The sequence below is a fragment of the Sinorhizobium sp. CB7 genome (assembly GCF_041357635.1).
Taxonomy (GTDB): domain Bacteria; phylum Pseudomonadota; class Alphaproteobacteria; order Rhizobiales; family Rhizobiaceae; genus Rhizobium.
Map to the genome: position 1 here is coordinate 829,226 of NZ_JAULLL010000001.1, position 13,427 is coordinate 842,652.

13 protein-coding genes and 2 pseudogenes are annotated in these 13,427 nt (G+C 58.0%); 9 read left to right on the forward strand and 6 right to left on the reverse strand.

Annotated elements, in window-relative coordinates; all coding sequences use genetic code 11:
- Positions 1 to 91: 91 nt before the first annotated feature.
- From AAE029_RS03815 to AAE029_RS03845, 7 genes are all read left to right on the forward strand, one after another.
- Complete coding sequence (locus tag AAE029_RS03815; RefSeq protein ID WP_371071452.1) at positions 92 to 1,672, forward strand: sensor histidine kinase; 1,581 nt, start codon at positions 92 to 94, stop codon at positions 1,670 to 1,672.
- Positions 1,665 to 2,354 carry a response regulator transcription factor gene (locus AAE029_RS03820; RefSeq protein ID WP_371071453.1) on the forward strand — a complete coding sequence of 230 codons (690 nt, stop codon included), beginning with the start codon at positions 1,665 to 1,667 and terminating at the stop codon, positions 2,352 to 2,354. The genes AAE029_RS03815 and AAE029_RS03820 overlap by 8 nt, the downstream gene beginning before the upstream one ends.
- 35 nt (positions 2,355 to 2,389) lie before the next feature.
- A complete protein-coding gene (locus AAE029_RS03825; RefSeq protein WP_371071454.1) occupies positions 2,390 to 2,758 on the forward strand; it encodes a response regulator transcription factor in 369 nt (122 codons plus the stop codon).
- 135 nt (positions 2,759 to 2,893) lie between these two features.
- Positions 2,894 to 3,106 (forward strand): hypothetical protein, encoded by a 213-nt coding sequence (locus tag AAE029_RS03830; RefSeq protein WP_371071455.1) that lies wholly within the window; start codon positions 2,894 to 2,896, stop codon positions 3,104 to 3,106.
- Positions 3,107 to 3,491: 385 nt separating this feature from the next.
- A complete protein-coding gene (locus AAE029_RS03835) occupies positions 3,492 to 4,679 on the forward strand; it encodes an efflux RND transporter periplasmic adaptor subunit (RefSeq protein WP_371071456.1) in 1,188 nt (395 codons plus the stop codon).
- A 3-nt stretch (positions 4,680 to 4,682) separates the two neighbouring features.
- Entirely contained in the window at positions 4,683 to 7,793 is a 3,111-nt protein-coding gene (locus tag AAE029_RS03840; RefSeq protein WP_371071543.1) for an efflux RND transporter permease subunit, read from the forward strand.
- A 132-nt stretch (positions 7,794 to 7,925) separates the two neighbouring features.
- Positions 7,926 to 8,312 (forward strand): copper resistance protein CopC, encoded by a 387-nt coding sequence (locus AAE029_RS03845; protein ID WP_371071457.1) that lies wholly within the window; start codon positions 7,926 to 7,928, stop codon positions 8,310 to 8,312.
- Between the two features lie 951 nt (positions 8,313 to 9,263).
- Here AAE029_RS03845 and AAE029_RS03850 read toward each other — a convergent pair.
- Genes AAE029_RS03850 through AAE029_RS03860 form a run of 3 tightly spaced genes read right to left on the reverse strand, consistent with a single transcriptional unit; the run spans position 9,264 to position 10,609 of the window.
- Positions 9,264 to 9,893: an ATP-dependent Clp protease proteolytic subunit gene (locus AAE029_RS03850; protein WP_371071458.1), complete on the reverse strand. Its 630-nt coding sequence runs from the start codon at positions 9,891 to 9,893 to the stop codon at positions 9,264 to 9,266.
- A gap of 45 nt (positions 9,894 to 9,938) precedes the next feature.
- A complete protein-coding gene (locus AAE029_RS03855) occupies positions 9,939 to 10,298 on the reverse strand; it encodes an SRPBCC domain-containing protein (RefSeq protein ID WP_371071459.1) in 360 nt (119 codons plus the stop codon).
- A complete protein-coding gene (locus AAE029_RS03860) occupies positions 10,295 to 10,609 on the reverse strand; it encodes an ArsR/SmtB family transcription factor (protein ID WP_371071460.1) in 315 nt (104 codons plus the stop codon). Before AAE029_RS03860 ends, AAE029_RS03855 begins: the two co-directional genes overlap by 4 nt.
- A 98-nt stretch (positions 10,610 to 10,707) precedes the next feature.
- Between AAE029_RS03860 and AAE029_RS03865 the strand changes: the two are divergent.
- A pseudogene (locus AAE029_RS03865) lies at positions 10,708 to 10,950 on the forward strand (substrate-binding domain-containing protein); the annotation flags it as partial.
- Here the strand turns inward: AAE029_RS03865 and AAE029_RS03870 are convergent.
- From AAE029_RS03870 to AAE029_RS03880, 3 genes and pseudogenes are all read right to left on the reverse strand, one after another.
- Entirely contained in the window at positions 10,944 to 11,312 is a 369-nt protein-coding gene (locus AAE029_RS03870; protein ID WP_371071544.1) for a DUF535 family protein, read from the reverse strand. The pseudogene AAE029_RS03865 and the gene AAE029_RS03870 sit on opposite strands and share 7 nt — an antisense overlap.
- A 7-nt stretch (positions 11,313 to 11,319) precedes the next feature.
- Positions 11,320 to 11,613 (reverse strand): annotated as a pseudogene (locus AAE029_RS03875) (response regulator); the annotation flags it as partial.
- 36 nt (positions 11,614 to 11,649) lie between these two features.
- Positions 11,650 to 11,964 (reverse strand): hypothetical protein, encoded by a 315-nt coding sequence (locus AAE029_RS03880; RefSeq protein ID WP_371071461.1) that lies wholly within the window; start codon positions 11,962 to 11,964, stop codon positions 11,650 to 11,652.
- On the opposite strand from AAE029_RS03880, the gene AAE029_RS03885 reads away from it, so the two are divergent.
- Positions 11,963 to 12,604, forward strand: a complete 642-nt coding sequence (locus AAE029_RS03885) for a phosphatase PAP2 family protein (protein WP_371071462.1) — start codon at positions 11,963 to 11,965, stop codon at positions 12,602 to 12,604. The two genes, AAE029_RS03880 and AAE029_RS03885, sit on opposite strands and share 2 nt — an antisense overlap.
- Positions 12,605 to 13,427 lie beyond the last annotated feature (823 nt).

The window sequence follows — 13,427 nt, forward strand, 5'->3', positions numbered from 1 at the left end:
CAGGCGAGCTGCCCGGCCAACTCACACCTATGTATAGGTTAGATTGTGCCGGGAAGCAGGTATGGTCACGGCCGAATAGACCGGGAGAAAAATGTCCATAGCATCACTGATATTTCGCGCTTGGGAAGCAGAAAGAGGCCATAACCTGGGCTTTGGCCTGATTGCCATCGCGCTTGCAGCAATGGTCTTCTATGTCGATACTTACACGGACATCGAAGGCGCAATCGCGGTTTTTTATGTCGTCACGATGCTGTTTGCCGCACAGGCAACAACGCGGCTCGGCCTGATGGTCATCGCTGCAGCATGCGCCGTGCTCACGCTTCTTTCCTACTTCATGACGCATGGCGGCGATGCCGATCTGCAGTCGACGATCCGCCTGATCGTGGCCTTGGCGGCGCTGTGCATAACGACCGCGCTGCTTCTGAAAACGGAGGCCGGGCGCCTTGCTCTGCTTTCCACAAATTCCGCGCTGAAAGAGAGCGAGGCCAGATACCGCTCAATCTTCGATCGCACCCGCGTCGCGCTCTGGGAACGCGACTACTCCAAGCTACGCAGCTACTTGATGAATGTGAGGGCGCAGGGTGTGTCAGACATCAGGGCATATGCCCGCGCCAATCCTGCCATTGTCGATCATTGTATCGGCCTCATCGGCGTCGTTGCGGCGAATGAGGCGGCGCGGGAACTGCTGGGGCCGGCCTCCGCCTCACCTGCCGCCCTGCGACGGTCCATCATTCCCGGCAGCGGAAAGTTCCCTGACCTGCTGCAGGCGATCATGGACGGCGAGAGAGTTTTCGAGCACAAGGTGGAGGTAAGAGCAGACAACGGGGAAACCAAGCTCGTCCTGCTTAGCATCAGCTTCCCGGAGGATCCGGCTGCCTTCAGCCGCGTTGTCGTCAGCATGGTCGATATCACGCAGCGCGAGATGGCGCTGAAGGCCCTGGCCGAGGCGCAGGACGAACTGACGAAAGCATCCAAGGCCGCGACGGTCGGTGCTCTCTCCGCGTCGCTGGCCCATGAACTCAACCAACCGCTCGGTGCAATCGTCGTCAACGCCCAAACGTTGCTCAGATGGCTTGACCGCGATCCGCCGGATCTGGCGGCTGTCCGACGTTCGGCAGAGAGAACGATCCGTGACAGTCAGCGCGCGAGCGAGATCATCCAGAATACGCGCAGCCTCCTTTCTACTTCGAGCAATAAGCTCGAAAGCGTGAGCCTGGACAGGCTGGTCGAGGAGACGATGGCCCTCATGGAGCACGAGCTTCAACGAAGCGGGACCACAGTCCTTATCGAGCGTAAGTCACGGATCCCGCCAATCTCGGCCGTGAAGATCGAACTGCAGCAGGTGCTTATCAATCTCATCACCAATGCCATTCAGGCAATGGATGCGGCGGGCAGCCGGGAGCGGATCATCACGGTGGCCATAGACCGGCCAGACATCGAGCACGTCTGCATCTCCGTGCGCGATACGGGGCCCGGGATCGCAGAAGATGTGAAGGACAGGCTTTTTGCCCCGTTCGTTACGACGAAGGCGACCGGCATGGGCATGGGCCTGTCGATTTGCCGCAGCACGCTGGAGGCTCGTGGTGGAAAGCTCGATGGAACAAATCATTCAGAAGGTGGCGCGATCTTCGAAATGCGCCTGCCGATAACGCCGGAGGCGGAACATGCGTAATGCACGCAAGCACCTGAAGGAACCGTCAGGGCCAGTTGTCTTTATCGTCGATGATGACCTCTCTATGAGGGAGTCTCTCATCGACCTATTTCGTTCAATGAAGATTGAGGCCGAGGCGTTCGAAAACGCAACTTCCTTCCTGGCAATGGCGAACTTCAATCGTCCGGGCTGCATTCTGCTCGACGTGCGCTTGCCGGGAGTGAACGGTCTGGACTTCCAGCCACAACTGGCGCGCATCGGCAGCAAGATGCCGATCATATTCATGACCGGGTTTGGCGATATACCGATGAGCGTCCGGGCCATGAAGGCCGGTGCGGTCGATTTTCTGACCAAGCCCTTCAGGGATCAGGACATTCTGGACGCGGTGGGTGCCGCGATGGAGCGCGATGCGGCTCGCCGACGCCACAGCGCACAAAACGAAGCGGTCGCATCGCTCGCGGAGAACCTGACCCCGCGCGAGCGCGAAGTCATGGACGCGGTGGTCAAGGGAATGATGAACAAGCAGATCGCCTACGAGCTCGGCATCAGCGAGGTTACCGTGAAACTGCATCGGGGCAATGTGATGCGCAAAATGAAAGCCCGCTCGGTCGCCGAGCTCGTAAGGAAGGCCGAAATGCTGGGCCAAAGCGTACCGCCACCTGTATCTTCGTATGATATCTTTCAATCCGGCATGAGCGCATAAGAAACATCAGAAAGCAGTAAGAAAAGGTCGTTTCATTGCCCCCAGTCCCTACCATAGCCGTTGTCGACGACGACCAGGCCATCCGTGAAGCCATGGATGATCTCGTCCGGTCCTGCGGTTACGAGTGCCGGTTGTTCTCATCGGCGGAGGAGTTTCTCTCCTTCGAGCCGCGATCTGCAATCGATTGCATGCTCGTTGATGTGAAGATGCCCGGTCTCAGTGGGATCGAGCTGCAAGCTGAACTGAATAAGCATTCGGACCGTCCGCCGATGATCTTTGTCACTTCATACAAGGATGAGCGGACGCGCAATTCAGCCTTGAACGGAGGCGCGTTCGCCTTCCTCGCCAAGCCGGTCGATATCGAAAAGCTGATCGGCTACCTGGAGTCTGCGCTCGGCCACTAGAGCGGGATGAGGAAAGTGGGTGCGGTCTTCTACCGGCATACTGACCAACGCCCTTATTGAGACCTTCCCGGGCAGCGAGCGTCTATGCCCGACGCCGCAGCCTTGCCTGGAAGCAACCAAATGTAAGGAGAGTAGATGATGTTCTCGTTCACGAACACCCACCTCTCGGAGAGGGAAGGATTGCTGTCTCTGAGTATCCGCCTGGTCAATCATGTGTCTCGCCGGTCCTATACCTTCAGATGCGAGCTGCGGCGCGACGAACCGACGGAGACCGTCGACGTGGCGAGCTTCGGCAAGCGGCTGGAGTCCCTGCGCAAGTCGATCGATAACTCCTTTTCCGACAATTGAATGGCAGACCAATCGTCGCGGCCCCATTCGATGAAGCGTCACTCGCCATTCACATAAGCCCTGCCGGCGACAGCGTCGGGCTCATGGAGAACCGTCTCCGGCTCATCTAGAGAGTGCGCGTTCAAGCAAACGCGTAAAGAACCGCTCTAACGCTGTAATTCTAAGCAATTTTCTGACACCGCATGAATCCTCTGCTCTGGCGAGCTGACGGCCTGATCGTGGGCGCGGATCGACGTGTAGCCGCCTGGCATGACGCACATACCATTCGCGAGAGGCGACTAGACCTCCGTATAGATGCGCGGAGTCCTCCTCGGTCGTAGCCTCTCGTCGCTAGGATTCATCGACACAGCGCAATGCTTTAACCTTCCTTATGCGGAGCCCAGGAATGACGCCAATTCGTCCCCTTGCTGAACCCCGAAAGCACCGGCGCTCGACAGTGGCAGCCGCTGTCATCGTACTTTTGGTTGCCGGCGTATCTGCGACCTTCTTGTGGGTCGCAGGCACGGAACCGACCGCGGCTGCGCCGGAGTCCGATGCCCCTGCGGTCCCGGTTCAGGTTGCCAAGCCCTCTCTCGAGGAGGTGCCGGTATACCTGGATGGTCTTGGGACTGTGCAGGCAAACTACACTGTCAACATCAAGACGCGTGTCGATGGTGAACTCCAGAGCGTCATGTTCACGGAAGGACAGTCGGTCAAGAAGGGCGATCTGCTTGCCATTGTCGACCCGCGTCCGTTTCAGGCGGCGGCCGATCAGGCTGCTGCGAAAATCAAGCAGGACCAGGCCGATCTCGCCGACGCGCAGTATCTCCTCTCGAAGGACGAAAAGCTCTCCGAGCAGCAGATTGCGACGCAGGAGACGGTGGAACAACAACAGAGCCAAGTTCAGAGCGCTATTGCCCAACTCGCCGAGGACCAGGCGGCAAAGGAAGCCGCCGATATTTCGCTTTCCTATACCGAGATCAGATCTCCGATCGACGGTCGTGCCGGCATCCGGCAGGTCGATGCCGGAAACCAGATCCACGCGACCGATACCACGCCGATCGTAACCATCACGCAGACGCAGCCGATCTCGGTGGTGTCGACCCTCAGAGAAGATGATTTGAACGCGGTGCGTGATGCTTTGAAGTCGGGGCCGGTGGAAGTCATCGCCCTCCCGATGGATCAGTCCAAGGAGCTCGCCACGGGCACCCTTTCCCTGATCGATAACGTAATCGATCAGAACAGCGGCACGATCCGGATCAAGTCCACCTTCGAGAACAAGGATGACGCGCTCTGGCCTGGTCAGTTCGTTCTGTTGCGGATCAAACAGAAGACGCTCCATCAGGCGATAACGATCCCTTCGTCCGCATTGCAGCGCGGAGGGGACGGGTTCTTCGTCTACGTCGTCAGTGACGATGGAGTTGCCGCTGTCTGTAAGGTTGTACCCGGGCCGATTGAGAACGGCCGCGCTGTCATTGCTACCGGGCTTACCGGGGACGAGCAGGTCGTAACCGAAGGCCAGTACCGGCTCGATACAGGCACACATGTGTCTGTGCAGCAAGCTTCCACATCCGCGGCGGCGCAAAAGGAGTAGATGATGTCGATCTCTTCATGGTTCATCCAGAGACCGATTGCCACCTCTCTTCTGATGGCGGGGCTGTTTGCGATCGGCGTTGCCGCTTATCCCTTCTTGCCTGTCGCGCCTTTGCCGCAAGTGGATTTTCCGACGATACAGGTCTCGACGCAGTTGCCGGGTGCCGACCCCAAGACGATGGCCTCATCCGTCACGCAACCCTTGGAGCGGCAGTTCGGCCAGATCCCCGGCGTCACCCAGATGACATCGACGAGCACCCTTGGCAGCAGCGCGATCACGCTTCAATTCGATCTCTCGCGCGACGTGGATAGCGCCGCCCAGGACGTCCAGACGGCAATCAATGCTGCCGGCGGCCAATTGCCGACAGGCCTTCCGTCTCCGCCCACCTATCGCAAGGTCAATCCAGCCGATCCACCGGTCATCGTGCTTGCGCTGACGTCCGACACGCTACCGCTCACCCAGGTCGACGACTATGCCGAAAGCGTGTTGGCTCAGCACATCAGCCAGTTGAACGGCGTCTCGCAAGTGCTGATCTTCGGTCAGCAGAAACCCTCGGTGCGCCTCCAGATCGATCCCCAGAAGATCGCAGAAATGGGGCTCTCGCTCGAAGATATCCGCACGGCCGTCACGGGCATCACCAACAATGCACCCAAAGGCAGCGTACAGGGCGCCGAACGCGCCTACACGATCTACGACAACGATCAGCTGCTGAGCGCGGCACCGTGGAACGACGCGATCATCGCCTATCGCGACGGGGCACCAGTGCGCATCAGCGATGTCGGCCAGGCGATCGATGGGCCGGAGAACACCCAGCTCGCCGCCTGGGCGAATGGCAAGCGGGCGATCCTGTTGCCTATTTTCAAGCTGCCGGGTGCCAACGTCATCGATACCGTCGATCAGATCAAAGCGACTTTGCCTGAGCTTCAGGCGATCGCGCCCGCAGCCATCCACCTTTCGATCCTCAGCGATCGGACGGTGACGATCCGTGCCTCGGTGCTCGACGTCGAGACCACCTTGATGATCACGATCGCTCTTGTCGTCATGGTCATATTCGTCTTTCTCCGCAATCTTTGGGCAACGGTCATCCCGAGCGTCACCGTGCCCCTGGCACTGCTTGCCACCCTGGCACTGATGTATGTCGCAGGTTTCAGCCTGGACAATCTGTCGCTGATGGGACTGAGCATCGCAGTCGGCTTTGTTGTCGACGATGCGATCGTCATGATCGAGAACATTCATCGTCACATGGAGATGGGCAAGACGCCCAAACAGGCGGCGATCGATGGAGCCCGGGAAATCGGTTTCACCATCATCTCGATCAGCATCTCGCTTGTCGCGGTCTTCATTCCGCTGCTTCTGATGGGCGGGATCGTCGGCAAACTGTTTCGTGAGTTTGCCATTACCGTCACGATGACGATCGGTGTCTCCGCACTGGTCTCCCTGACCATCACACCGATGATGAGCGCCCGCTTTCTCAAACCCGAAGAGGCGTCCGGTCATGGAAAGCTCTATGCCGCCTCCGAGCATGCATTCGACCTCCTGCTTTCCGGTTATCGCCGCACGCTCGACGTTGCGCTGCGCCACCACCGGCTGACGATGATTGCGTTCCTCGCCTCGCTGGCTGCCACCGGCTTCCTCTTCATCAATATTCCCAAGGGCTTCTTTCCGACCCAGGATACCGGCCTGATCACGGGGATCCTTGAAACCTCGCAGGACATTTCCTTCTCCGAGATGCAGCGTCACCAGGTCGAAGCGGGCAATATTGTCGCGAGCGATCCCGGTGTGGCGACAATCGGCATGGCGGTCGGAAGCGGCTCAGGGCTGACGGCCAATACCGGTCGCATGTTCATCACGCTGAAGCCTCGGGAAGAGCGCGACGCCTCGGCAAGCGAGATCATCAACAGGCTGCGTCCAAAGCTTGCGCAGATGCAGGGTGCACAGCTCTTCCTGCAACCGGCACAGGATATCAATGTCGGCGGACGAAGCTCGGCCACCCAGTTCCAATACACACTGCAGGATGGTAACGCGCAGGAGCTCGACGATTGGGCGGCCAGGCTGCTCGCCAAGTTCAAGACCTTGCCTGAACTGACCGACGTCGCGACGGACCAGCAAAACGGCGGCGCGACCGTGACACTGGCAATCGACCGCGACCAGGCATCACGCTTCGGCATCGCGCCGCAGACGATCGACAACACGCTCTACGATGCGTTCGGGCAGCGCCAGGTCACCCAGTATTTCACCGACCTCAACAGCTATCATGTCGTTCTTGAACTTGCCCCGCAGTTCCAGAAGTCGCCGGTGGCGATCAATGGGCTCTACATCAAGTCACCGCTGACCGGAGAACAGGTTCCGCTCAATCAGCTCGTGAAACAGACGACCGAGCCGACGGCTGTTCTTGCCGTGAACCACCAGAGCCAGTTTCCCTCCGTCACACTTTCCTTCAATCTCGCCAAAGGTGTTGCGCTGAGCCAGGCTGTTGCCGCGATCGGCCGGGCCGAGGCGGAAATGGGCAAGCCTGCGACTTTGATCGGCACCTTTCAGGGCAATGCACAGGCCTATCAGAGCTCACTTTCGAGCGAACCGCTGCTCGTGCTTGCAGCGATCGCGGTGATCTATCTGATCCTCGGCGTGCTCTACGAGAGTTACTTCCATCCGCTGACCATCCTGTCCACACTTCCTTCGGCAGGCCTCGGGGCGCTGGCGATGCTGTGGCTCTTCGGCTTCGATTTCACCGTGATCGCGCTCATCGGAGTCATTCTGCTCATCGGCATCGTGAAGAAGAACGGCATCATGATCGTCGATTTCGCCATTGCCGCTCAGCGGGAACAGGGAATGTCGCCGGAGGACGCGATCCGGCAAGCCTGCCTGCTGCGGTTCCGTCCGATTATCATGACGACGTCTGCTGCACTTCTTGCCGGCGTGCCGCTGATGATCGGTCACGGCACTGGCTCGGAGCTTCGCCAGCCGCTCGGTTATGCGATGGTCGGCGGTCTCATGATCAGCCAATTGATGACCCTCTACACAACCCCGGTCGTCTACCTTTACCTCGAGAAACTGAGCGAGTTCGTCAGCAGAAAGCGGCCCGCCTTTGCCGAAGCGCAGGCTCCGGCTGAATAGGTCCTCACACGATCCACATGAAAGGAACCGCAGCCATGGAACCGCTTTTCAGGACGCCGGAGCTCGCCGGCATCTTCAGATCATCGCTTATCCAATAATGCTCAGCACAATCTCTGGACACAGGAGACAGTCATGTTCAAAATAATATTGATGGCATGCGCCCTGGCGCTTTCACTGGTCCTCACCACCGACGCTCAGGCGAGGCTAGAAACAACGATCGACGACACACCCGCAGCGATCCTTCGAAATGTTGTTCTAACGTTTACCGCTCCGGTGGATGCCGACAAATCGAAGGTTCGCGTATTCACCTCCTCGGGACGCGAGATTGCGACCGACGAGCTGTACACGAATGGTGAAAGGACCGACCTGATCGCTCCGATCAGCACGCCACTTTCTCCCGGCATCTACAAAGTGTTCTGGAAGGCCGTCTCCCGCGACGGGCAAACCGTTTCCGGCGTGTCCGAGCTGACGGTGCCGTTCGAAGGTGACAACCGGATTTCGCAGGCTCCCGCTCCCTGAGCGGAACGATCCGCCAGACAACTCACCAGACCCATGAGATTTTATGAGCTCCATGGTCTTCATCAATGGAAATCCTATCCCGCCCGGCGCTATTCGAGCGTGATGCGGAACCAACTCGAGGAAATCATGAAACCTCAGACCAAACCCTTTGTCCTCGTGATCAAACGCTCGCGCCGTTCCAGTCAGGTCCAGAGTGCGCAATCGGTTTCGACTGCGATCATTTCGGGCTCATCGATGAAGACACCTGCAAAGGACAACGAGAAGCCTGGTCGGTAGGAAGAAAGCGGATCTATGGTGAGCCGAAGCATTCCCTTTGAATATTTTTACGTCGGCAACGTTCGCTTGGATGGAAATGTCGCTGCTTACGTCGGTGATCAGCCCGTTCAAGATGCCGCGGTCGATGCCGGAGGCTGTCGATATCAGTCCGTTGGCTTGGCACATCGGATGGTCGCGGGCGCGTTGATGTCGCTGCGCTGCGGCCTCGCCGAATCTCATCTATTCGGCAGATGACTGTCCGTCACACCCGGCCTCCTAGAGCGGTTCAGCTTTTCACTGGAGCGCAGATCGCTCTAACCTTTTGTTTTACGCATTCCGGACGGAAACCCGCCTCGCACTTTTCCTGGAATTTGCTCTAGATCAGGATGATTTCAGGCCGAATCGGCTCGAAATCTGAATCCTGATCTACATCAGAGAGTTAGAGCAGGATTTTGGCCGAAAACCGCGCACACTTTTCCGCATCCCGCCCTAGTTGAAGTGGTTGGAGGCCATCTCGGCCGGCTCTCGACCGCCAGGCTCCTTGATGGACCAGCAGCACGCTCAGCCTCAAGAGGTTATCCTCCGCGCCTAAACTCAGCAGACAGTTTGAATTGGAAGCCGTTTGGAAACGGCTTGAAGCGACTTGGCCGTTCTATTTGTGATGCAAGCCAGATCATGTTTGCAGACCCGTTTGACCTACCTCATACCGCCCGAGTTTTCACTCCAGTCGTCTTCTCGAACTTTCAAAATGTGATCAATAAGACCCCATTCAAGCGCCTCCTCCGCCGTCATGAAACGGTCGCGATCTAGCGCACGCTCGAATTCCTCATAGGTACGCCTGCAATGTTCGGCATAGAGCTTCGTCATTCGATGCTTGGTGCGCTTGATTTCTTCGGCATGGATAAGCATGTCCGGGGCCCGTCCTTGGAAGCCGCCTGATGGTTGATGGATAAGGATGCTGGCATTGGGCAACGCGGCGCGACCGCCCGGTTGGCCCGCCATCAATAGGAACGATCCCATCGAACGAGCCGTCCCCATGCAAAGCGTATGCACCGAAGCGCGAATGTATTGCATGGTGTCATACATGGCGAGACCGGAGGTCACGACACCGCCCGGCGAATTGATGTAGAGATAGATCGGTTTTTTCGGGTTTTCCGCTTCAAGTAACAGCAATTGCGCACAGACCAAGGCGGAAACGGTATCGTTCACCTCACCGTTGAGAAAAATAATCCTCTCGCGGAGAAGGCGGGAATAGATGTCGAACGACCGCTCTCCTCTACTCGATTGCTCTATGACCATAGGGACGAGTTGCATCGCTTCGCGCATCGGCGAACTCCAATCTTTCAGAATTTTCTCGGAAAATTCGCTACGTCAGGCGGCCTGCATCAGGGATGGGCCGTTGTTGTTTGCAGCTGCCTTCGTCATCCGGTCAAACTTCACATCTGTAAGTTCGTGGACGATCCGCAAGTTGGTTCCGCCCGTAGCGTTCGGGGCGATTCTAAATGTCACAGTGCTTTCTAGGAAAGGCGGTGTGCTGTCGCGCATTCTATAGCTGATTTCCTTGTCGGGCGTGACGGACGCCGCCTTCGGATCGGCTAGGGCCTCTTTCGGCAGCCAGTTTTCAAGCAACTCTGGAACGCTGATCGCACGCCACACCTTTTGTGGCGGCTGGTCTAGTTCATACTCGAGTTCGATCTCGTTTTTCTGCTCTTTGATCTTTCCGTTGCTCATTGGTCCATATCCTTCAACAAGGCCGTGAGAGCTTCGATGCGCGCAGGCCAATAGGCTCGATACTTTGCGAGCCATTGCGCGATAAGCGTTAGTCCTTCCGGATCGACCTCATAGTTCACGAAGCGCCCTTGTCGTTTTTCCCGGACAAGTCTGGCGTTCCGAAGAACCGCAAGATGCTGAGACATCGCCGGCTGGCTGATCTCCAGACCCTCACGCAAAGCGCTGGCGTTCATGACTCCGTCCGCCAGCTTCTCGAAGATCGCGCGGCGGGTCGGGTCAGCCAAGGCTCGAAAAATATCATTATCAATCATGGAAACACATAAGCACGGACTTATGTGAACTTCAAGTGAAAACTGTAAGTATTTGTTTGTGAGGTAGTTCCTTTTATTAAGCTGGATTACGTCGAGCGGGACCCTCAAACGTCCCCGAAGACATCGGAATTGTCGGATTCGACGATATTTCCGAGGCGGCCTGGTCGTCGCATGCCTTGACGACAATCCGACAGCCGATTGCAGCGTTTGTGGATGCCGTCGTATCGGCACTGGAACTCGATCGCGACAATGACGGACCGGCGATCAGGAAATCCGTTCCGGTGACGCACGTTCAGCGGAATACAATGCGTCCAGAGAGGCGGCTGCCGCCTGTTCAATAGAAGAAGGCACCGACATTCTGGAACGCCCCTTTGCTTTGCTCCCGCCGGTTGCCTTCCGGTATGACCGGATCGTTGGCGATCGACAACCGGAACCCGAACGGCTCTGCACGTTCGCCGCCGCGGTCGCGCCAGTAGCCGTCGAGGTCGGCAAGCATCATTCGCCGGCGCTTGCGCCGACGGCGGTTCATCACATGCCGTTCGTTCGAGACTGCGTAAAGATGTGGGGCCCCGCCATCCGATACAAGCCCGTGAAGGGTGAGGAGCACCGCATCCTTCGGGCGCAGGCCACCGAGATCGCGCGTTGCTGTGATGAGCGCGCGTTTCGCCTTGTCCCCCCGCGGCCCCTGGATGCCACCGATCACGAGGCTGTGCGCCAAGCCTCAGGCCAGACAGACGATCGATATCCTCCGCGAACGCCGTGACCATGATGGCGGGCGTATTGCTCTCGCGGCGGATGCGGGCGAGCACCTCGAAGCCCTCGAGTTTCGGGATGCGTACGTCAAGCAGAACGAGATCGGGTGAGAGCACGGCGTGATGGGTGAGTGCCGTCTCGCCGTCGGCCGCCCGCACGGTGCGGAAACCTTCGCGGACCAGATAGGCATCGAGGATCTGTGCAATTTCCGGCTCGTCCTCCACCACAAGGATGAGACCCTTATCGACCATCTGAAAACCCCCGAGACCAATGTCGCCATGGCGAGCTTATGGAATGGAAATTTCCTGTTTGCAATTCATCCGTGCATGATCCGACTCGGTCCGACGGCGTTCCACGCCAAATCCCGTGCGTTTCTCCATCATTTCTTGACAGACCGCGGCAAGGATCCCGCCCGTATAGTTGTTCAAGTTGCGAGCCATCGGAATGTCCAGCGTCCTGCAATCCACCACCGCGTCATCCAAGGTATCACCGTGGAGGCTGGTAAGCCCTGGTGCACGGATCGCACGAGCACGTACCCATATCGTTGAGCATCCGGCCCGGTTCGCGGCTTCGCTTACGATTTTTGCGAGCTTCTTCTTCATGGCTTTCCCCCGCGCCGATCTCACGGTTTCGAGCTGGGCAGCATCCGCGTCGGGCGCCTTTCCGCTTTCCGCGGACTCGGCATTGCGCATGCTGCGCGACTTCAATCGCATGCTTCCGGCACTGATCCTGCCATGTATGGCGGCAATCCTCGTTCTCCAGACGTTCAGGCCGCGGCCATGGCTATTGCGACCACACAAGGCAATCTTTCTCCTTACTTTCTACATGCTTGGACCGGGTCTCCTAATCCAGGTGTTGAAGCTGCTGGTTGGCCGCGCGCGCCCCTATGAGATCGTCGAATTCGGTGGCCAGCTACCCTTCACGCCGACTTGGCAGGTCTCCGACGCCTGTGCGCGCAGCTGCTCTTTTGCCTCGGGCGAGTCGGCGAGCGCGATTGCGCTTCTCGCGCTGGCTCTGCTCGTGCCTGTGCGCTGGCGCAAGATTGCGATCGCCGCGCTGGTCCCGGCCGTCGTTGTCTTCTCGCTTAACCGGATCGCTTTCGGCGCGCATTTCCTCTCCGACGTGGTGCTCGCCTGGTTCCTGATGCTCTGGGTGATGCTGTGGCTCTGGCAGGTTTTTCATGAAAACGGCGAACGCATCGATGCTGCTTTGCGGCGAAGAGCTTGCCGCCTCAGGAGCTGACATCGGTTGGATCGCACATGTTCTCGTGTCCGCTCTGAATTCAGACGCATGGTTGTTGTGGATCAATGAACCGGGCGCCAGTCCCGAATACCTAGCTGTTGTTCTCAGGACCTTAGCGGAAACAAGACGAGGGGAGATCGGGAGTGGTGAGACGACTCAACGGATGGCAAGTGGCGCTTATTGCGGCCTGCATCGCGACCACGGCAGCGGACAGTCAGGGGCGGACATAAAATATCCGAAGGCGGAACCAACCGAACTGATGACGCCATTCACACGATCCGGCGTTCTGACTTGGCTAATTCTCTAGAAGGCTACCATGAACGCTGCGGCCCAGAATAATGCGGATAGCTCAGCCGCCACCAAAAAACCAATAGTGGTATCGCTCATGATCTGGCTCCTCCTTTGGCAACCTCCATTGCCGGAAGGAAACTATAGAGCACGGCTGAAGGTTCCGCTACCCAATAATGTGGAATGCCGAAAGCGCGCGCCGGTTCGGACGGCGTCCGCACTAACTTTTTGATTTATAATGGGATTCACCATTTTAGGTTCATCGGGCCTGAAACCATCCGGCTCTTCGATATCGACTGTCACTCGAACGATCGAAGCCAAACTGGATTACAGGATACAGGGAATCGATGGGCGACTCACATAATCAGCGAGTACATCAGAACGCCGACCGAACCCCAGAAGGCAATCATCGCGAGCGACATCGCCAGAACCAAGATCTTCGTCACAGCAAAAACTCCACAACCTTGCGCAAGCCTACAAATCTATTGCAGCGCCGAGAGGTTGGTATGGGCAAAAAGTCTGGGGAACGGGTTGG